Source organism: Streptomyces sp. V4I8 (assembly GCF_041261225.1).
In the GTDB taxonomy this organism is placed as follows: Bacteria; Actinomycetota; Actinomycetes; order Streptomycetales; family Streptomycetaceae; genus Streptomyces.
Genome location: NZ_JBGCCN010000001.1, coordinates 5,531,913 through 5,550,021, shown reverse-complemented (window position 1 = coordinate 5,550,021; position 18,109 = coordinate 5,531,913). Strand labels below are relative to the sequence as shown.

General features: G+C 67.2%; 16 protein-coding genes, 1 tRNA gene, 4 pseudogenes and 1 other annotated feature. Of the genes and pseudogenes, 12 read left to right on the top strand and 9 right to left on the bottom strand.

Translation table 11 applies throughout. From position 1 onward, the window contains the following. Nucleotides 1–4: 4 nt before the first annotated feature. Both ABIE67_RS25245 and ABIE67_RS25240 read right to left on the bottom strand, forming a co-directional pair. Nucleotides 5–424: a hypothetical protein gene (locus ABIE67_RS25245; protein WP_370261480.1), complete on the bottom strand. Its 420-nt coding sequence runs from the start codon at nucleotides 422–424 to the stop codon at nucleotides 5–7. Between the two features lie 34 nt (nucleotides 425–458). Next, nucleotides 459–764 carry a hypothetical protein gene (locus ABIE67_RS25240; protein WP_370261476.1) on the bottom strand — a complete coding sequence of 102 codons (306 nt, stop codon included), beginning with the start codon at nucleotides 762–764 and terminating at the stop codon, nucleotides 459–461. Between the two features lie 200 nt (nucleotides 765–964). Here ABIE67_RS25240 and ABIE67_RS25235 point away from each other — a divergent pair, with 200 nt between their 5' ends. The 6 genes from ABIE67_RS25235 to ABIE67_RS25210 all read left to right on the top strand — a co-directional run bounded on the left by ABIE67_RS25235 (nucleotide 965) and on the right by ABIE67_RS25210 (nucleotide 6,835). Beyond that, nucleotides 965–1,306, top strand: coding sequence for a squamosa promoter-binding protein 15 (locus ABIE67_RS25235; protein WP_370261473.1), 342 nt, complete (start codon nucleotides 965–967; stop codon nucleotides 1,304–1,306). A gap of 89 nt (nucleotides 1,307–1,395) precedes the next feature. Beyond that, nucleotides 1,396–2,127 (top strand): DUF5701 family protein, encoded by a 732-nt coding sequence (locus ABIE67_RS25230; protein WP_370261469.1) that lies wholly within the window; start codon nucleotides 1,396–1,398, stop codon nucleotides 2,125–2,127. A 29-nt stretch (nucleotides 2,128–2,156) separates the two neighbouring features. Continuing rightward, nucleotides 2,157–2,591, top strand: a complete 435-nt coding sequence (locus ABIE67_RS25225; RefSeq protein WP_370261467.1) for a VOC family protein — start codon at nucleotides 2,157–2,159, stop codon at nucleotides 2,589–2,591. Nucleotides 2,592–2,792: 201 nt separating this feature from the next. Beyond that, on the top strand, nucleotides 2,793–4,292 hold the full coding sequence (locus tag ABIE67_RS25220; RefSeq protein WP_370261464.1) for an FG-GAP and VCBS repeat-containing protein: 1,500 nt from the start codon (nucleotides 2,793–2,795) through the stop codon (nucleotides 4,290–4,292). A gap of 331 nt (nucleotides 4,293–4,623) precedes the next feature. Beyond that, complete coding sequence (locus tag ABIE67_RS25215; protein WP_370261459.1) at nucleotides 4,624–5,574, top strand: Yip1 family protein; 951 nt, start codon at nucleotides 4,624–4,626, stop codon at nucleotides 5,572–5,574. 226 nt (nucleotides 5,575–5,800) lie between these two features. After that, nucleotides 5,801–6,835: a glycoside hydrolase family 5 protein gene (locus ABIE67_RS25210; RefSeq protein ID WP_370261455.1), complete on the top strand. Its 1,035-nt coding sequence runs from the start codon at nucleotides 5,801–5,803 to the stop codon at nucleotides 6,833–6,835. Nucleotides 6,836–7,140: 305 nt separating this feature from the next. On the opposite strand, the gene ABIE67_RS25205 is transcribed toward ABIE67_RS25210, so the two are convergent. Then, the gene (locus tag ABIE67_RS25205) at nucleotides 7,141–7,659 is read right to left on the bottom strand and encodes a phosphoribosyltransferase (protein ID WP_370268894.1); all 519 of its coding nucleotides are present in this window, start codon (nucleotides 7,657–7,659) and stop codon (nucleotides 7,141–7,143) included. Between the two features lie 56 nt (nucleotides 7,660–7,715). Further along, the gene (dcd, locus tag ABIE67_RS25200) at nucleotides 7,716–8,291 is read right to left on the bottom strand and encodes a dCTP deaminase (RefSeq protein ID WP_030054451.1); all 576 of its coding nucleotides are present in this window, start codon (nucleotides 8,289–8,291) and stop codon (nucleotides 7,716–7,718) included. A gap of 594 nt (nucleotides 8,292–8,885) precedes the next feature. Here dcd and ABIE67_RS25195 point away from each other — a divergent pair. Beyond that, nucleotides 8,886–8,959, top strand: a tRNA-Gly gene (locus ABIE67_RS25195). Nucleotides 8,960–9,008: 49 nt separating this feature from the next. Here the strand turns inward: ABIE67_RS25195 and ABIE67_RS25190 are convergent. Then, nucleotides 9,009–9,215, bottom strand: a pseudogene (locus ABIE67_RS25190) (site-specific integrase); the annotation flags it as partial. A gap of 47 nt (nucleotides 9,216–9,262) precedes the next feature. On the opposite strand from ABIE67_RS25190, the pseudogene ABIE67_RS25185 reads away from it, so the two are divergent. Both ABIE67_RS25185 and ABIE67_RS25180 read left to right on the top strand, forming a co-directional pair. Further along, a pseudogene (locus ABIE67_RS25185) lies at nucleotides 9,263–9,662 on the top strand (IS3 family transposase); the annotation flags it as partial. Then, nucleotides 9,543–9,659 (top strand) — a sequence feature (AL1L pseudoknot). Its footprint overlaps the pseudogene before it by 117 nt. Next, a pseudogene (locus tag ABIE67_RS25180) lies at nucleotides 9,647–9,901 on the top strand (integrase core domain-containing protein); the annotation flags it as partial. The pseudogenes ABIE67_RS25185 and ABIE67_RS25180, both read left to right, overlap by 16 nt. A 28-nt stretch (nucleotides 9,902–9,929) precedes the next feature. Here ABIE67_RS25180 and ABIE67_RS25175 read toward each other — a convergent pair. Beyond that, nucleotides 9,930–10,567: pseudogene (locus tag ABIE67_RS25175) on the bottom strand (transposase family protein); the annotation flags it as partial. 240 nt (nucleotides 10,568–10,807) lie between these two features. Between ABIE67_RS25175 and ABIE67_RS25170 the strand changes: the two are divergent. The 3 genes from ABIE67_RS25170 to ABIE67_RS25160 all read left to right on the top strand — a co-directional run bounded on the left by ABIE67_RS25170 (nucleotide 10,808) and on the right by ABIE67_RS25160 (nucleotide 14,463). Continuing rightward, the gene (locus ABIE67_RS25170; protein WP_370261447.1) at nucleotides 10,808–12,421 is read left to right on the top strand and encodes an IS1182 family transposase; all 1,614 of its coding nucleotides are present in this window, start codon (nucleotides 10,808–10,810) and stop codon (nucleotides 12,419–12,421) included. Nucleotides 12,422–12,512: 91 nt separating this feature from the next. Beyond that, nucleotides 12,513–13,697 carry an IS701 family transposase gene (locus ABIE67_RS25165; protein ID WP_370252597.1) on the top strand — a complete coding sequence of 395 codons (1,185 nt, stop codon included), beginning with the start codon at nucleotides 12,513–12,515 and terminating at the stop codon, nucleotides 13,695–13,697. Between the two features lie 208 nt (nucleotides 13,698–13,905). Further along, entirely contained in the window at nucleotides 13,906–14,463 is a 558-nt protein-coding gene (locus ABIE67_RS25160) for a transposase (RefSeq protein ID WP_370261443.1), read from the top strand. Here the strand turns inward: ABIE67_RS25160 and ABIE67_RS25155 are convergent. The 3 genes from ABIE67_RS25155 to ABIE67_RS25145 form a co-directional block, all read right to left on the bottom strand. Then, on the bottom strand, nucleotides 14,348–15,523 hold the full coding sequence (locus ABIE67_RS25155; RefSeq protein WP_370261437.1) for an HTTM domain-containing protein: 1,176 nt from the start codon (nucleotides 15,521–15,523) through the stop codon (nucleotides 14,348–14,350). The two genes, ABIE67_RS25160 and ABIE67_RS25155, sit on opposite strands and share 116 nt — an antisense overlap. Then, the gene (locus ABIE67_RS25150; RefSeq protein WP_370261432.1) at nucleotides 15,510–16,235 is read right to left on the bottom strand and encodes a DUF5819 family protein; all 726 of its coding nucleotides are present in this window, start codon (nucleotides 16,233–16,235) and stop codon (nucleotides 15,510–15,512) included. Before ABIE67_RS25150 ends, ABIE67_RS25155 begins: the two co-directional genes overlap by 14 nt. Nucleotides 16,236–16,432: 197 nt before the next feature. Continuing rightward, complete coding sequence (locus ABIE67_RS25145; protein ID WP_370261428.1) at nucleotides 16,433–17,662, bottom strand: ice-binding family protein; 1,230 nt, start codon at nucleotides 17,660–17,662, stop codon at nucleotides 16,433–16,435. Nucleotides 17,663–18,109: the final 447 nt, after the last annotated feature.

Sequence of the window (18,109 nt, the reverse complement as noted above, 5' to 3'; positions counted from 1 at the left end):
GCGTTCAGGCGGGCCTGCCGGACTGGAGCTCGGGGCCCTCTTCGAAGGTCTGCCCCGCGAGCTTGAGGTCCGGGTCCTGCTTGGCCGTCTCGTGCCGCGAGTTGGCCGTCTTGAGGTCGCCCTTGTGGTCGCCCGCCTCGATGTCGTACTTGTGCGCCAGCTCCATGCGGCTGGTCAGGCCGCCGTGCCACGCGCCGAGGTGACCGGCGGCCTGGGTCAGGGACTTGTGGGCGTCCTTCATGTACTTCGGCAGATCGCCGTCGAGGGCCTCGCGGAAGCCCACGGCCGCGTCGCCCTCCCAGAAGCTGGACTCGCCGAGCAGCTTGTCGATCTTCTGGTACGCCGTCTGCAGTGCGCTCGCCGAATTGACGAGCTGGGTGCGGAGCTTGTCGACCTCGCCGGCTGGCCCGGCACCGGGTTCCACCCGAGGTGCACATACGGATTCTGTGCCACCGTGATCACTTCCCCGCGGCAGCGGCGCGCCTGAAGCTCTCCTCCAGGGAGGTCTCCACTTCGCGGTAGTTGTCCGCGTTCTTCTGGAGCCCCTCGGTGAGCTTGCCGATGCGCTCCTTGATCTGCTCGTTGCCGTACTTCCAGCGCTCCTGGAACGCGTCGCACGCCTCGTCCAGCTCCGGTGTCCCGATCTGGTCGGACCGCACGTGCTGGAGAGCGGTCCGCACCTGCTCAAGGGAGTCGTGGGCGCTGTTGAGGTCCTTCGTGAACGCGGCAAGCTGATCAATATCGGTTTTGAAGTGGCCCCCCATGGATCCTCCCCGTTCGCACTTCGCGGCCGCATCGGCAAAAGACCCGTCGGCGGCCGACAGCCGAGTGGGCCCGATCATGCCATGGAAGGGTAAAAAGACCGCTCGGGGGTCACAGAATCCACACGAACCCGACGTCCCTCGACTTGCGGCCGGTCGAAACGCGCTCGCGCGGTGGTTCACGAGGAAGTACAACGAACGTCATGAGCTGGGTTGCCAATGTGATGATCTCGGCCGATGGCGCCGACCAGCCCCACGTCGAAGCCCTGAGTGACTGGCTGCGCGACGAGGCCCCGCTGCGCGGACAGCCGGACCATTCCGGCGTCGAATGCAGGGTGTGGGCAGGCGCTCTGAACCATTGCGATCTTGATGCGCTCCGGCAGCGGGTCGCCGAGTCGCCGTGGCGGGAGCCCAATATCGTGCAGCTCCTCGTCATGGACCAGGAGGAGTCGTTCTTCCGGCTGTGGATGATCCGAGGCGGCGAGCTGAGGCAGTTCGCGCCCCTGGAACCGTCCGAAAAGGACGCGGGCTTCTATCTGACCTGAACCGACCCGACCACCACCGCGGCGCGGGAACATTCCGATCGGACGCCTCGTTGACCTCAGGCCGACCACCCCGCGAGCCGAGGAGTGCCTTGCCCGATACGTCGTCCAACGCCACCACCCTGCCCCCGCTCCCGCCGCTTGCCACCCAGGCCGAGCACCTGATCTCACTCGGGGTGCACGAGCTCGCGGGGCTCCCCGCCGACGAACTGCGCGCTTTCGCGCAGGCCGCCGAGAGTGGGGACGGTGAGAGCGGGAACAGCAACGCCCTGCTCGCCGTCCACCCGGACCGCGTCCCCGCGTCCGCCCTCGCGCCGCTGCTCCGTCGCGACGACAAGCCCGGCTTCGTCGTCGTCGACATGCCCGACGTCGACGACTTCGCCCCCGACACCGTCGAGTTGCCCGACGCGCCCCTCTACATCGTCACCGGCGTCGACCGCGGCGACCGTATGGCCAACTGGAGCCCGGAAGAGGCCCTGCCGGCCCTGACCAAGGAGGACCGCACACCCCTGCTGCTCACCGAGGGCATCCACTGGGTGCTCCAGCAGCCGGCGGCCCTCGAACGCAACCGCTGCTTCATGACGATCGGCTCCCGCTTGCGGAAAGCGAACGGCACGCCGGACGCCCGCACCCCGGCGATCTGGATCAGCAACGGCACGGGACGCGACGGCCGCGAGCGGCGCGACGCCCCGAAGGTGGGCTGGTGCTGGTGGGGCAACCGCCACACGTGGCTGGGCTTCGCGTCCGCCACGGGGCGCGTGCGCCAAGGCCTGTCCGAAGGGCCTTCTTCGCCCGTCAACATGCCCGTCTCTGACGGGAGATGAGCGCCACAGCCCCCTGCTATGGTGCGCCGATGTCATCGATCAAGCAGTTCCAAGTCACCTTCGACTGCGCGGAACCCGAGCGCGTCGCTCGCTTCTGGTGCGAGGTGTTGGGGTACGTCGTGCCGCCGCCACCCCAGGGGTTCGCCACTTGGGGCGACTTCGATCGGTCGCTGCCGCCTGAGGATCAGGGCGCGTGGTTCGCCTGCTCCGATCCCTCAGGTGTCGGCCCGCGGCTGTTCTTCCAGCGCGTTCCCGAAGGCAAGGTCGTCAAGAACCGGGTGCACCTCGATGTGCGGGCCGGCACCGGACTCGTGGGGGAAGAGCGCCTGGCCACGCTCGAGGCCGAATGCACGCGACTGGTCGCGCTCGGCGCGGTACGCGTGCGACTACTGCCTGCCGATGAGGACAACGAGTCGTGCATCGTGATGCAGGACGTCGAGGGCAACGAGTTCTGTCTCGACTGAGCGCCCGCACATCCTCAACAGAAGCCTCCGCAGCCCCGAAAATTTCCCGAACTCACGTACAACCCTTCCGCCCCACCGTGGGTCTCCTGATCGCCGACCCCACGGGTGAACCCGAGGACAACTCCCGGAGAACACCCGAGGTCGCACCCCACCGACTGCGGATGCCGGCCAGGCATCCCCCGCATGCAGCAGGAGAACCGCATGCACAAGCACCACCTCCGCCGCCCGGCACGACTCGCCCTCGCGACGGCCACCGCGGCCGCGCTGACGGGCGGGCTGCTCACGCTGGCCACGGCCACGTCGGCCACCGCCGCCGACTCCGCCCAGGTCCCGTACGCCGACTTCAACGGCGACGGGATCGGGGACGTCGTCGCCTCCGCGCACGGCGCCTATGTGAGCGGACACCAGGGCGCCGGTCAGATCGTCGTGCTCTACGGCACCGCCACCGGCGTATCGTCCGCGAAGCGCACCACCATCAGCCAGAACACCACCGGCAGCCCCGGCACCGCCGAGGCGGGCGACGGCTTCGGCGCCGAGTCCGCGTACGCCGACTTCAACGGCGACGGATACGACGACCTCGCCGTCTCCGCCCCGTGGGAGAAGGTCGGCACCGACACCAACGGCGGTGGTGTCGCCGTCCTGTGGGGCTCGGCGAGCGGCCTCACCGGCAAGGGCGTCTCCGTCGCGGACCCGGCCCCGTCCTCGCACGACTACTGGGGCAAGGACCTGGCGGCCGGCGACTTCGACGGTGACGGCAAGGCCGACCTCGCCGTCGGCAACTCGTCCAACACCATCCATGTCTTCAAGGGCGGCTTCAGCTCCACCGGTACTCCCGGCGGCCGCTACACCATCAAGCCGCCCATCCAGAACGGCTCCAACGACTACCCGTACGGCCCGATGAGCCTCACCGCCGGTGACGTCAACGGCGACAAGCGGACCGACCTCATCGTCGACGGGTACGAGACCCAGACCGACTACGGCTGGAACACCAACTACTACGTGCCGGGTACCGCGAGCGGCCTCAGCGCCGGCTCCGCCAAGGCCCTCAAGCCCGGCATCATCACCGCGATCGGCGACATCAACGGCGACGGCTACGGCGACATCGTCAGCGGCGCCGGCTGGGACAGCACCATCGAGGACGGCACCCCCGTCCCGGACGCCGCCGACGGCGGCAAGGTGAACATCACGTACGGCTCCGCCTCCGGTCCCGCCGGCACCGCCGGCATCACCCAGAACAGCGGGAACGTCCCCGGCACCTCGGAGAAGGGCGACGGCTTCGGCTGGGAGCTCGACCTCGGTGACATCAACGGCGACGGTTACCAGGACCTCGTCGTCGCCTCCCCGAACGAGGACATCAACGGCGCGGCCAACACCGGCCAGGTCACCGTCCTGTACGGCTCCGCGAACGGCATCGACACCATGGCCGGCGTCCAGGGCCTCGCCCAGAGCACCGCGGGCGTCCCCGGCAACGACGAGAAGAACGACCTCTTCGGCGCCGACGTCAAGCTCGACGACGTCACCGGCGACGGCAAGGCGGACCTGGTGATCGGCTCGTACGAGAACGCCGGTAACGGCGGTCTGACCTACCTGCCCTCCAACGGCACGAAGATCACCACGTCCGGTTCGCGCGCTGTCGCCCCGAGCACCTCGGGCCTGTCGACGAGCGGATCCCCGGCGTTCGGTGCCGTCTTCGCGGACTGAGGTCGTAGGCGTACGGCCGCAAGTCGCCGTACGGCACCGCCAGGCCGCCGCAACTCCTGAACGGCCGGGCCCGCCCTCGCGGGCCCGGCCTTCTTTCCTTCCCTCGCCCTCGCCGCGGCCATCACAGCCGCCGCGCTCACCTGCGGGGCGCAGCGTCGGCTCTCCTGGGATGGGGAGCCGCCCCCGGAATCCGCCCCCCGGGGATTCCCCTGAGCGGCTCCCTGAGCCGAGCCGCGGCTCCCCTTAGGGGATGTCACAGCTCGGCCGCAAAGCCGGGCCGTAAGCGCAGGGCCCGACACGCGAATCTCCGGGACCAGGTACGTTCGAAGACGTGGCTGGATTCAGGATCGGACGGGGCAGCCGGAACAACGGCACCCCGCAAACGCGCCCCCAACAACCTCCGTACGGGCAGCAGGCGCCCCAGGGGCCGTCGTACGGCTATCCTCCGCCGCCGCAGCAGCCGTACGGCGGCTCGGGCGGCGGTGGAGGCGGCTGGCCGCAGGCGAACGGCGGCGGCCAAGGCGGTTACGGCCCCGGCGGTCACCGTGCGCACGGCGGTCAGGGTGGTCACGGCGAGCCGGAGTACTTCGGCGACGGCGGCTACCCTCACGGCCCGGGCGGCACCCCGGACCCGTACGCGGCGAACAACCCGGGCCACACCCAGGCGTTCTCGGTCGGCGACGACCCGTACACCCAGGGCGAGACCTACCACGCGGGCGCGGCCCCGGCCGCCCCGGTCGGCCCCCGCCTGCACTGGAAGGCCCTGCTGCGGGGCATCGTCCTCTCACCCGGCCAGACATTCCTGCAGATGCGGGACTACACGATGTGGGGCACCGCCCTCGTCGTGACCTTCCTCTACGGCCTGCTCGCGGTCTTCGGCTTCGACGGCGCCCGGAACGACGCGATCAACGCGACCCTCTCCAACGCGGTCCCGATCGTCCTGACGACGGCCGTGGCGATGGTCCTGTCGTCCTTCGTCCTGGGCGTGGTCACCCACACCCTGGCCCGCCAGCTGGGCGGCGACGGCGCCTGGCAGCCCACGGTCGGCCTCTCCATGCTGATCATGTCCCTCACGGACGCCCCCCGCCTGGTCTTCGCGATGTTCGCCGGCGGTGACGCGACGTTCGTGCAGGCGCTCGGCTGGGCGACCTGGGTGGCGGCGGGCGCGCTCCTCACCCTGATGGTGTCCAAGTCCCACGACCTGCCGTGGCCGAAGGCGCTGGGCGCGAGCGCGATCCAGCTGATCGCCCTGCTGTCGATCGTGAAGCTCGGCACGTTCTAGAACGGCCTGGAACGGCATGAGAAGGGCCCCCGGCGTCACGCCGGGGGCCCTTCCGCTGCCCGCTTCCGGCCCTTCCGCTGCCCGCTTCCCTTTGCGCTTCCGGCGTTGAAACTTTGTGTGCAGATGTGTTGACCCCTGTTCGGATCTTCTTCTAGTTTGCGGGAGCCATCAGCCGCCGGTCTGCGTCTGCGAGGTTTTCGCACGCAACTGCTCAGAAGGGCACGCCATGCCACGAAAGAACCATCGCCGGACAGCTTGCTTCGCCGCGTTGCTGGCCTGCGCCACGGCATTCGGGGGCGCACTCGCCTCCCCCGCATCCGCGTCCCCCGCCTCCGGCAAGGCAGCCGTGCCCCCCGTAAGCGATTTCCACGGCGTCAACTGGGCCGACCCGCGCGACAACTACGCCGATGACGCGGTCGTACCGTCGGGCCTGTCCGCCACGGACAGTTACGCCACCACCTATGCCAAGTCCACGGCGATCATCGGCGGGTTCGCCAAGCTGGGCGCCAACACCGTACGGCTGCCCGTCAACCCCACCTCCGTCAACGGCCCCTTCTGGAAGTCGTACCGGGGAGCGATCGACGCCGCCACCGCCAAGGGGTTCAAGGTCATCCTGGGCTACTGGGAGGCCGACAACGCCAAGGACGGCAAGATCGACGACCAGGCCGCCTACGACCAGATGTGGGCGCGGATCACCTCCGCCTACGCCCGCAACTCCAAGGTGTACTTCGAGCCGATGAACGAGCCGTTCGGCTACACCTCCCAGGAGTGGCGCGACATCGCCGCCCGCTGGGTGACGGTCCACCGCTTCGTGCCGCGCGACCGGATCCTCATCGGCGGCGTCAAGTACAGCGAGGACGTCAAGCCCGTGTGCGCCGACAGCCGGCTGAACGGCACCCGGCTGGCCCTGCACAACTACGGCTTCTGGCACACCGACTGGACCAGCGCCGACCAGTGGAAGCAGGACTTCAAGGCGCGTATCGGCGACTGCGCCTCGCGCACCATCCTGGACGAGTTCGGCGCCACCATGACCTCCGGCCTGAACTACACCGGGCCGGTCAACGGCTCCAGCGAGATCGCCTACATCCAGGCGGCGACCGACACCATCCGTGAACTGGGCCTCGGCTCGGTCTACTGGCCCGGCCTGCGCAGCGGGGACACCTACTCCCTCACCACCCTCCAGGGCACGGGCACCGACCTCAGCCTCCAGCTGAACAACCAGAGCGGGCTGGACCGCCTGCACTGGGCCTGGCGGCAGTAAACGGCGGGACGCTCCTAGGAGCGCCCTCGTGGTCGAACCACGGGGGCGCTCCGGCGCGTGGGCACGGCCGGGACGGCGGGACCTACCCGGACGCCGACGCCATCTACAGCGGCGCGTGGCAGGGGGCCCTGTTCGTCCTCACCCACCACCCCGCCGACGCGCAGCCCGCCGCGGGCGTGACCGCCGGGAGGCCGCCGCCGGCAAGAACCTCGAGATCTTCTCCCCGACGGCTCCCCCGTACAGCGGTACCGCCCGGTCAGTACGGGATGACTGATCCGGAGGTCAGCGGCCGCATCGCCCGCAGGTCAGACGGCTTCCTTGTTCGGCTTGGCCGCGTCTCCGGCCCTGTGGACCGGAGGCAGCACACTCCACGGGAAGTTGATCCACTCGTCGGTGCGCTTCCACACGTACTCGCACTTCACGAGGGAGTGGGACTTCTCATAGACGACGGCAGACCGCACCTCGGCGACATGCTCGACGCAGAAGTCGTGGACGAGCTTCAGCGTCTTGCCGGTGTCGGCGACGTCGTCGGCGATCAGCACCTTCTTGTCGGTGAAGTCGATCGCGTTGGGAACGGGAGCCAGCATGACGGGCATGTCGAGGGTGGTCCCCACGCCCGTATAGAACTCGACGTTGACGAGATGCAGGTTCTTGCAGTCAAGGGCGTAGGCGAGCCCCCCGGCGACGAACACGCCGCCGCGGGCGATGCTGAGCACGATGTCCGGCTGGAACCCGTCGTCGGCGATAGTCTGCGCGAGCTCACGGACGGCGACGCCGAACCGCTCGTAGGTCAGATTCTCCCGTACGCCCGTGTACTCGCCCATATCACCGCTCACCTCGCCGCTCCACTCGTCGCTCTCGCCGCCGCTCATGCCTCGGCTCACACCTGAGTCCGATGGAAGTTCTTGAAGGACCGCGAGGCGGTGGGGCCGCGCTGCCCCTGGTACCGGGACCCGTACCGCTCGCTCCCGTACGGGAACTCGGCGGGCGAGCTGAGCCGGAACATGCACAGCTGGCCGATCTTCATGCCGGGCCAGAGCTTGATCGGGAGCGTGGCGAGGTTGGACAGCTCAAGGGTCACGTGCCCGCTGAACCCGGGGTCGATGAACCCGGCGGTGGAGTGGGTGACGAGCCCGAGCCGCCCGAGCGAGGACTTCCCCTCAAGCCGCGAGGCAAGATCATCGGGAAGCGTGATGACCTCGTACGTGGAGGCCAGCACGAACTCCCCGGGGTGCAGGATGAACGGCTCATCCCCCTCGGGCTCCACGAGCCGCGTGAGATCCGCCTGCTCGACGGAGGGGTCGATGTGCGGGTACCGGTGGTTCTCGAACACCCGGAAGTAACGGTCCAGCCGCACATCGATGCTCGAGGGCTGCACCATGGATTCGTCGTAGGGATCGATCCGTACCCGCCCGGCGTCGATCTCGGCCCGGATGTCCTTGTCTGAGAGAAGCACGCCCCGAGGATACGCAAGGCGCGCGGAACGACCACAATCACGGCCTTCCGCGCGCCCGGCGCTGCACTTGCTGTGACGGCTGTTACTACTGCTGCCGCTTGCTACTACTGGTACTGGTACCGCTACCGCTACCGCTACCGCTACTGCTACTACCGCTTCTGCAACGCCACGGGAACCACACTGCGGAGCCGGGCACACCGGGGACACCGGAGGAGCCGGCCGGGGCCGAGTCGCTCGGCCTGCTGCATCGGGAACGAAGCGGTGCTGAACACGTGCCCATCGGCACAGCGGACGACGGTGCGCTCCATCAAGTCCTAGAGTCCCTTCCCCAAGAGCCGCGTCTGGCTACTGCCTGCCTGACGACGAGAGGCCACATTACGGGATCAAAGGGACGGCCCTCCAGGCGGCACTCCGACCCCGCCCTGACCCTCTCCCACCCCTCCACCGTACGCCCCAACTCCGGTGCACCGCAGTCACATCCGCCCCCTGAAACGCCCTCAGGCCCCACGGCGTCAGCGCCGGGGGCCGGTGATGAGGTACAGTGACCAGGCGATCGGACACCGGCTCCGGATGATCACGGAACGGGCGTCTTACGCGGGTGTAGTTTAATGGTAGAACATCAGCTTCCCAAGCTGAGAGCGCGAGTTCGATTCTCGTCACCCGCTCCATGGAGAAGGCCCAGGTCATCGACCCGGGCCTTTCTGCTGTACTCGGCGATCACTCGCCGCGTGCCAGATTCGTGCCAGAAGGCTGATCGGGCTCCTTCTCCCTGGCCGCAGCCCGAGCCTTCCGCACGGTCGCATCCAGCCCGGCGGCAACCTCCTTCTGCCGCTCGTCGTCGGAGTGCTGGTAGATCAGCGCCGCCTTCTCCGAGGACTGCCCGGCACGCACCATGGTGTCTTTGAGCGTGGCACCGGAGCGTGAACCGCTCCGGGTCTGATGGAGGCTCGATTCCCTGAGAGGATCGAGTCATGGCACGTCCGTCCCCCTATCCGCCCGAGCTTCGTGAGCGCGCGGTTCGCATGGTCGCGGAGATCCGTCCCAACTACCCGACCGAGTGGGCCGCGATGAAGGGAGTCGCTTCCAAGCTGGGATCGGTGCGGCTGAGACGGTGCGGACCTGGGCCCGCAAGGTCGAAGTCGACGGCGGTCAGCGGCCCGGCGTCACGTCGGAGGAGGCCGCGGAGATCAGGCGGCTGCGGGCCGAGAACGCCGAGCTGCGGCGGGCCAACGAGATCTTGAAAGCGGCCTCGGCCTTCTTCGCGGCCGAGCTCGACCGGCCGTCGAAACGCTCGTAGCGTTCATCGGCACACATCGCCAGGTGTTCGGAGTCGAGCCGATCTGCCGTGTCCTGCCTCGATCGGCACCGTCGGCGACGCCCTGGACAACGCGCTCATGGAATCTCAGATCGGCCTCTACAAGACGGAGCTGATCAAACCCCGCAAGCCCTGACGCGGCCTTGCCGACGTCGAACTCGCCACCGCGGAATGGGTCGACTGGTTCAACAACCAGCGCCTCCACACAGCGATCGGAGACATCCCGCCCTACGAGCACGAGACCAACTACTACGCTCAACACCAGCCCCAACCGGCGGCTGGAGTCAACGCATAGAGCCTCCACCGATCCCGGAGCGGTTCACCCGAACTCGGCGGTGCTCGGCGTTGTCTTCTTCCTCCCCAGCCAGCAGGGCCCGGCCGGGGCGTTTGCGGTGCGGGACGGCAAGGCGCGTGTTGATGTACGCGCCGTCTCCCAGCACCGTGGCGCCCTCGCACTGCTCGGGCAGGCCGGAGTCCCGCCAGGCCTTCGCATCCGCGGTGGTGCCGGGGACCGGCCGGGCGGCGGCGATCACGAGTTTCGTGTCAGCATCGATGATGACCTGCACGTTTGCCGAGATCCGGGAGTTGCGGCTTGAGGCACCGACCTTACGGCGCGGACCGGGATCAGGGTGCCGTCCACGATCCACAGCCGATCCACCGCGTCGGCGGGCCGACATGCGGGTTCGATGGCCAGAAGCGGCCGCAGCCGCTGGATGACCCGGCACACCGTTGCCGGCGAGCAGCCGAACAGCGGCGCGAGCTGCCGCATGGTGAGGTTCGTGCGGTAGTAGACGGCCACCAGCAGAACCCGGTCCGCCAGTGGCAGGCACCACGACCGCCACCGGGACCGTTCCCGCCCCGTTCCCGCACCACCCTCAACAGCCGTTCGAACTGCCGCATCCGCAGCCCCGTGAACGTCTCCTCCCCCACACACCGGCTCAGCCCTCAACACCCCACCCATACAAGAGAAATGCCCTAATCACAGCCTTCTGCAACACGCTTTAGCTTGACTCTGTCGGGGATCTTGGAGTTTGCCGGTGCGGCAGCATGGCCAACGGGCATGCTCGGGTAGTTCCGTTGACCGATGCAGTAGTTGTCGAGGTGCCCGTTGTCCCTCCGCCCGCGTTCCGGTGAGCAGGTTCCGCCTCTGACTGCACAGGTCGCGCGGGCGAGCAACCCGGGTGGTACGACGGCGATATGGGTGCGCGACCGGCTGGACGGGCTGTGGTGCGACGAGGACTTCGCCGACTGGTACCCACGAGACGGGCGGCCGGGTCTCTCGCCTGCTCAACTGGCCACCGTCTGTGTGCTGCAGTTTCTGCTCGGCCTCTCGGACCGGCAGGCCGCCGAGGCGGTTCGCTGCCGCATCGACTTCAAGTACGCCATGGCCATGGAGCTGGACGATCCCGGCTTCCACCACAGCGTGCTGGCCGACTTCCGCGACCGTCTCGCCGAGGGGGATCGTGCTGACCGCCTCCTCGACCTCGCGCTGGCCCGCCTCAAAGAGGCCGGCCTGGTGCGCGAGCGCACCACACAGCGCACCGACTCCACCCACGTTCTGGCCGCGGTGCGCGACCTGACCCGCCTGGAACTGATCACCGAGGCCGTCCGCGCCGCACTCGAAGAAGTCGCCAGCACCTTCCCTCACCTGCTCGACGACTTGGTCGATGAGGACTGGGGGCGCCGCTACGGCCGACCGGTCCGCCTGGGCAAGAACCCCACCAAGCCCAAAACCAGAATCCTCGCCACCGGAAACGACGCCGTCCGGCTCCTGGAACACCTCCACCAGCACGGAACAGACCGGACATCCGGTCCCCGCATCCAGGCCCTGCGCCAGATCATGGTGCAGAACTACCACCATGACGCCGCAGGACACCTGCGCTGGCGCACCGCCGAGACGGAAGGCGAGCCCGGGCTGCCGCCCTCGTCCCGGGCGATCGTCTCTCCCTACGACACCTCGGCCCGCTATGCACGGCACGGTCACATCATCAGCTGGAAGAGGTTCACCGCTCACCTGACCGAGACCTCTGCTCCCGACGGCCCCAACGTGATCACGGACGTGGCCACCACCGCGGCCACCACCCACGACAGCCAGGTCCTGCCCGGCATCCACCCCCGCCTCGCCCGCCGCGGACTGCTGCCCGCCGAGCACCTGGTCGACGCCGGCTACACCTCCCTGCCCCACCTCGAACAAGCCACCCGTGAACACCAGGTCACCGTCTCCGGACCGCTCCGGAGCAACCCCACCCGCCAACACCGCCAAAACGAGGGCTTCGCCAGGGACGACTTCCACATCGACTACGACCGCCAACAGGTCACCTGCCCCCAGGGCCAGGTCAGCCAGGGCTGGCACGGCCCCTACCCGACCTCCTCACCCACCGCGGCCCCGCTGATCGTGGCCAGGTTCACCAAGAGCCAATGCCGCCCCTGCCCTGCCCGCACCCAGTGCACCAGCACCGCCGACAACGCCCGCACCGTGGGATTTCCCCCACGAGAACTCCGCGACCTGCAACTCCGCGTCCGCACCGAGCAGCAGACGCCCGAGTGGAAGACCCGCTACGCGGTCCGCTCCGGAGTGGAGGGCACGGTCAACGAGTTCGCCCACGGACACGGCATGCGCCACTGCCGCTACCGAGGACAGGGAAAGGCCCACATCCAGCACGTCCTGACGGCCATCGCAGTCAACATCGAGCGCCTCAGCGGACTGCCGCCGACCGAAGAAGCACCCACGCCCCGCCGGCCGACTGCCTTCCAGAACTACCTCGACCAGCGCGAGATACCCCGGCCGAAGTCCTGGCGAACCCTTGGCAGATGACCTCGCCAACTCCAAGATCCCCGACAGAGTCAAGTTAGTACTGCAACGGTCTTTGCCGTGACTGCTGGCCAGTTCAGTCGTTGGTGTTGTTATGGGTGGGGACCTTGCTGGTGTCAGGTTGTGGGCGGGGGAACTGGGTGCTCTGCATGAGCGGTTCGTGCACCGGTTCAACCGGGAGGAGCCGCGTCAGTCGGCGCTGGCTTACATGCGTGGGCTGGTTGCGCCGCTGGAGCGGAAGAACGGCTGGACGCTGGCGGAGGAGGCCGGGCATACGGGTCCCGATCGCATCCACCGGCTGCTGAACCGGATCGAGTGGGACGCCGACGAGGTCCTGGACGACGTACGCGACTACGTCGTGGAACACCTCGCAGACCGCGAGGCCGTCCTGATCGTCGATGACACCGGCTTTCTGAAGAAGGGCGTCCGTTCGGCCGGGGTGCAAAGGCAGTACTCCGGAACGGCCGGCCGCACCGAGAACTGCCAGATCGGTGTGTTCCTCGCCTACGCCACCGGCCGTGGACGCACTCTGATCGACCGCCGTCTGTATCTGCCCACCTCCTGGACGGATGACCGGGAACGGTGCCGGCGGGCGGGCATCGACGACAGTGTCGCCTTCGAGACGAAGGTGGCCATGGCCAAGGCGATGGTCCGCCGGGCCATCGCCGACCGTATCCCGTTCGGCTGGGTGACGGCGGACGCCGCCTACGGCTTCAGCAAGGGCTGGCGGTTCGAGCTGGAACAGGCGGATGTCTTCCACGTCATGGCCACCACCCGGCACGACACCGTCGTCACCCGCTGGTCCATCGACCACCCCGTCCACGACCTGTTTCCCGGCCTGCCGCGGCAGAAATGGAAACGCCGTTCCTGCGGTGAAGGAGCCCACGGCCGGCGGATCTTCGACTGGGCCCGCGTCGAGGTGCGGCCCTGGCACCGCGAGGACCGCCGGCACTGGGTCCTCGCCCGCCGCAGCGTGAGCAGGCCCGAGGAGATCTCCTACTACATCGCCTACTGTCCCGCCGACACGACGCTGGACGAGCTGATCCGCATCGCGGGCAGCCGATGGGCAGTCGAGGAATGCTTCCAGACCGCGAAGCAGGAGTGCGGCCTGGACGACTACCAGGTCCGCCGCTACCCGGGCTGGCACCGCCACATGACCCTGGCCATGGCCGCCCACGCCTGTCTGACTGTCCTGCGGGCCCGCCAGCTCGACACGGACAAAGCAGAAACGGATCCTCCCAGCTCATCCACCTCAGCCTCGCCGAGATCCGACGCCTGATCACCCGCCTCACCAACCGCCGCCCCACCCCGGCCGACCACATCCTGCACTGGTCAACCTGGCGCCGACGACGCCAGCACCAAGCCCGCATCAGCCACTACAAACGACGCGGACACAGCCCCTGAAAACTGCCCAGCAATCAGAACAAGCACCGTTGCAGTATTAGTGTCCGTCTTCAAAGATCATCCGGTTGGTAGATCATGGTGTTGTGGTACGTCGTCATGAACTCACCGACCAGGAGCGGGAGTTACTCGCTCCGCTGATACCCCGGGCCGCAACGAGCCGACCTCGCATGGAGGACCGGAAGGTCATCAACGGGATGGTCTACAAGATCCGTACCGGAATCTCCTGGCGTGACCTGCCGGAACGCTACGGGCCGTGGAAGACCGCGTACACCCGCTTCCGCCGCTACGCGCTCGACGGCGTCTTCACTCGGGCGCCGCAGCAGATCCAGGCCCATGCGGACGCGGTCGGCGACATCGACTGGCTGGTCCAGATCGACGCCACCGTCGTCCGCCTTGGCACCTTGATCCCCGGGCTGGAAGAGCATCAAATCCCTGGGGAGATCCCCGAGAAGCCCTTACGAGTGAAACTACGGGGCGGGCCCCTCTCCGAGGGTGCGGACCAAGCCGGAACAAAGAACCTTTCGCTCATGGCGGGCCAAGAGGGGTACAGGATCGGCCTGGGGAGTGAGTGTCGCCGACTGGTACGGGTTGCAGCGGCAGCGCGGCAGAGGTCGTCCCGGGATGGGCTTCCGCTCCGGTGACGCCTGCTCGTCGGACGGTACGCCGCAATAGCCGTTCCACGGCGCGGTAGAAGCGGTCCGGCAGGAATACGGCGTCGGCGACGATCATTGCGCCGGAGAACAGCGGCAGTCCCATGAGCACCGCGATGTTCACGTGCATGCCCAGCAAAAGGATCAAGACAGGGTATTTGAGTCTGCTGAAGAGGACGAAGGGAAAGGCGACCTGCACCAGCACCGTCGTATAGCCGACGACGGTGAGCAGTACGTGGTGACCGTCGAGCATTTGGGACAACTCGGGCCAGGGGCGGAACAAGTCGATGTTCAGGACGTAGTGGAGGGCGGTGCCGTCGGCCCACTTGTAACCCTGCACCTTGTACATGCCCGCGCATCCGTAGAGGAAGCAGACCTGGACGGCGATGACGAACATGCCGCAGTTGTGCAGCACGGTGGTCAAGATGGAGCGCGCATCGCCGAGTTGGTGCCGGAGACCGCTCCCGCGGGGATCTGCCATCCTGCCGGTCGCAGCCTTGCACCGGGCCCTGCGCGCGTCGAGGGACCAGCGACGACCACACGCGGTGAAGACTAGATAGACGGCCATGAGGACCATGAGGTTGTCCCCGCCGTCCGCCATATAAATCGCCCTGCCATGGAACGACACAACCACGACCGTGAACAGCACGGACACCGCACGCGTGCGCCAGCCCAGCACGAACAGCGCACACGTGATAAGAGCAACGGCGTAGCAAACCTCGAAGTATGTCTGGCTGTCGGACAGGAGAAGGACGCTGGCCCATCCGGTCTGGTCGTACATAAGCCGGGCTAGTTCGGGTGTCCATGGCGAACCGGGGCCCCACATGTCGTCGCGGTGGGGAAACTCGCGGAGCAGGAAGACGAGGTAAAGCAGCCCGTACCCGATGCGTAGCATCGCTGCCGCGTACAGGGAGACAGGCCGCTCAGTCAGGAGGACGAGGAAAGCGTGGATCCGATCCAACCCGCGCTGGAGCAGGTGCCCGGCCGCCTGCTTCGTGGTTACTCGGGGCGCTGTTGCCGCCATGGTCGGTGCCTTCTCACTCCGCTTCATGGGAATCCACCTTCCACCAGGGCAGGTACCGGATCACGGCCGGCGCAGGTGCCGCGGCGGCCGGACGGGAGCCATCCGCCGAGCGCGGAGCGACGATGGGCAGCGTGGTCACCCGTAGCTGGATGAAGTCGAAGGTGCCGCCCCGTTGAGCCGTGACGCGGTCCACTGCGATGTTGCGGAGATACTTCTGAATCAGAAGAGCCCGATCCGAGTATGGCTGGTCGTCGCTGCCGTGCGTTTTGAGGTAGGAATTCCACGCCTGGCGCAGCATGTTCTGTGCCGTATGGCTGGGAAAGACGTGGTGCTTGACGGCGGAATCATCCATGGAGCTCAGATCGATCCAGCCGCTCACTCGCCTGGAACCGTTCGGCGCTGTGTACCCGACCTTCGCCGAGATCTGCCGGTTGACGGATTGCGGATCCGGGGCGAATAGCCGCCAGTTCTGCGAAAACAAAGGCCGGACCCACGCGTTGATCTGCTGGTCGTAGGCTTTGGAAATGGCGTTCGAGGGCGCCACGTACAGAAACACCAGGACAAGATGGACCAGGGTCACTGCGAGGCAAAAGGCAACCACGACTCCCGTTCCAGCGATCAGTAGGCGGTGTGGCCCTGTATTTTCACGAGTGCTACGCAGTCCACCGTTCTGCGCTGCAGGCTCAGCGCCAACCTGCTGTGAATCCATCGTATTTGTCGACTCAACACCGATCAGCACGACCCCACCCACCCGGTCCTTCCCATTGCGACTGCTTGCACCTGCTTCTACTGATTCCGCGGGTGGCGCACGACGGCATCGACGACGATCCGCTGCACGCCACCCCCTTACTCACGTTGAGGGCGACCAAGTTGCGTGCACTCCGCCAAGGGGATCCAGCGCGACTTGTCACTCCCGCCGAATTACAGGGAACTCACTTAGTGGTGAGTGTGCATCTTGTGCCACGGGGGTTTGAACCCGTAGTAGTGGGGCTTGCCAGGCTTGCCAGGGTGGTGGTCACCAGGACCACCTGTGTCATGCCCTGTGTCGTGGCCTGTCGTCGCGGCGGCGTCATCGCCAGTGGTCACAGCGGCGGCGTCATCACCCGTCGTGGTCACAGCGGCGGCGTCATCACCCGTCGTCACAGCGGCGGCGTCATCACCCGTCGTCACAGCGGCGGCGTCATCACCCGTCGTGGTCACAGCGGCGGCGTCATCACCCGTCGTCACAGCGGCGGCGTCATCACCCGTCGTCACAGCGGCGGCGTCATCACCCGTCGTGGTCACAGCGGCGGCGTCATCACCCGTCGTCACAGCGGCGGCGTCATCACCCGTCGTCACAGCGGCGGCGTCATCACCCGTCGTCACAGCGGCGGCGTCATCACCCGTCGTCACAGCGGCGGCGTCATCACCCGTCGTCACAGCGGCGGCGTCATCACCCGTCGTGGTCGTGCCGCCCTCACATAGCGGTCGGGTGATCACGTTGCTGTCCAGCGTCACGGCGCCGTTGCGGGCCAACGCACGGCCCTCGATGCTCGTCCCCGTAGTGACACTGATAGAGGTCAAGGCCATGATGGTGCCCACGAAGTCGGAGTTGGTTCCGAGGGTGGCCGAGCTCCCGATCTGCCAGAACACATTGCACGGCGAGGCACCATTGATGAGGGAAACCTGGCTGGCGGATGCCGTCGTCAGCGTCGAACCGACCTGGAACACCCAGACGGCGTCGGGGTCGCCCTCAGCATCCAGGGTGAGCGTGCCAGTAATAGCGGCACTGACAGGGGCGTTGTATACGCCTGGAGTCAGCGTCCGACCACCGAGTTCCACGGGAGGATCGTCGGGGAACGTTACATCCGGTGCTTGCCCGGCCGCATCGTTGTACGCAGTGGTCAGGTCACTCTGCGCTTGAGCAGCCACAGCATCCGTGACATGCGTAGCCCCGTTGACAATTCCGGGAGGGAATCCGGTGACGGCCGACCCCGGACTCACTCCGAGATCTCCGTTGATCACCGTGGGGCCGGTGTTGGTGACCGCGGAGCCACCCAGTACAGCAAAGCTTTCCGCCGTTCCCAGTTCCACTGCCGTTGCAACGGCAGCTGCCCGTGTAGGTGTGACGGCCACAACGACCAACGCAACCAGCAGGGTTAGTACCCCCGCGATCCAGGCCGTCATTGTGCTCCGATGCGACGCATCGGAAATACTCAGTCTCATCGAGGGGTCAACTCCCGTGGGGTGGTGACATCCGGCGTTCCTCGTCAACGGAATCGCCTCTTCTGTGGGCGGATCTTACGCAGGCGTCCACCGCAAGCGATGATTCATCGGGTGATGTTGCCGGAGTTGCTCAATGCGAGTTAAGGAAGGTATGCAAATATTGGGCCGAATGGCTTCCTTTGCAGCGAGCCACTCCGGATTCGATTTCGCCTCCCGTCACTCCGGAAGATGGCACTTGCCCTCACAGGAAGCAGCAGTCTTCCTCGCCTGGGAGGCACTTTCCATGAAATTGAAACAGATGGCAGCGCAATTCCCCCGGATGGCGGCTCGCCCACGCATCCGCACACTCGGCTCCGAATTCCGGAACACGGATAGAGGTGTCCCGTTACCGGTGGGGCGGTGGGTGCG

Coding starts and splice junctions, on each gene's coding strand:
- ABIE67_RS25165 (WP_370252597.1), top strand. CDS start 12,513: ATGGGTGGGGACCTTGCTGGTGTCAGGTTGTGGGCGGGGGAACTGGGT.
- ABIE67_RS25220 (WP_370261464.1), top strand. CDS start 2,793: ATGCACAAGCACCACCTCCGCCGCCCGGCACGACTCGCCCTCGCGACG.
- ABIE67_RS25210 (WP_370261455.1), top strand. CDS start 5,801: ATGCCACGAAAGAACCATCGCCGGACAGCTTGCTTCGCCGCGTTGCTG.
- ABIE67_RS25240 (WP_370261476.1), bottom strand. CDS start 764: ATGGGGGGCCACTTCAAAACCGATATTGATCAGCTTGCCGCGTTCACG.
- ABIE67_RS25145 (WP_370261428.1), bottom strand. CDS start 17,662: ATGACGGCCTGGATCGCGGGGGTACTAACCCTGCTGGTTGCGTTGGTC.
- ABIE67_RS25155 (WP_370261437.1), bottom strand. CDS start 15,523: ATGAAGCGGAGTGAGAAGGCACCGACCATGGCGGCAACAGCGCCCCGA.
- ABIE67_RS25235 (WP_370261473.1), top strand. CDS start 965: ATGAGCTGGGTTGCCAATGTGATGATCTCGGCCGATGGCGCCGACCAG.
- ABIE67_RS25205 (WP_370268894.1), bottom strand. CDS start 7,659: ATGGGCGAGTACACGGGCGTACGGGAGAATCTGACCTACGAGCGGTTC.
- ABIE67_RS25225 (WP_370261467.1), top strand. CDS start 2,157: ATGTCATCGATCAAGCAGTTCCAAGTCACCTTCGACTGCGCGGAACCC.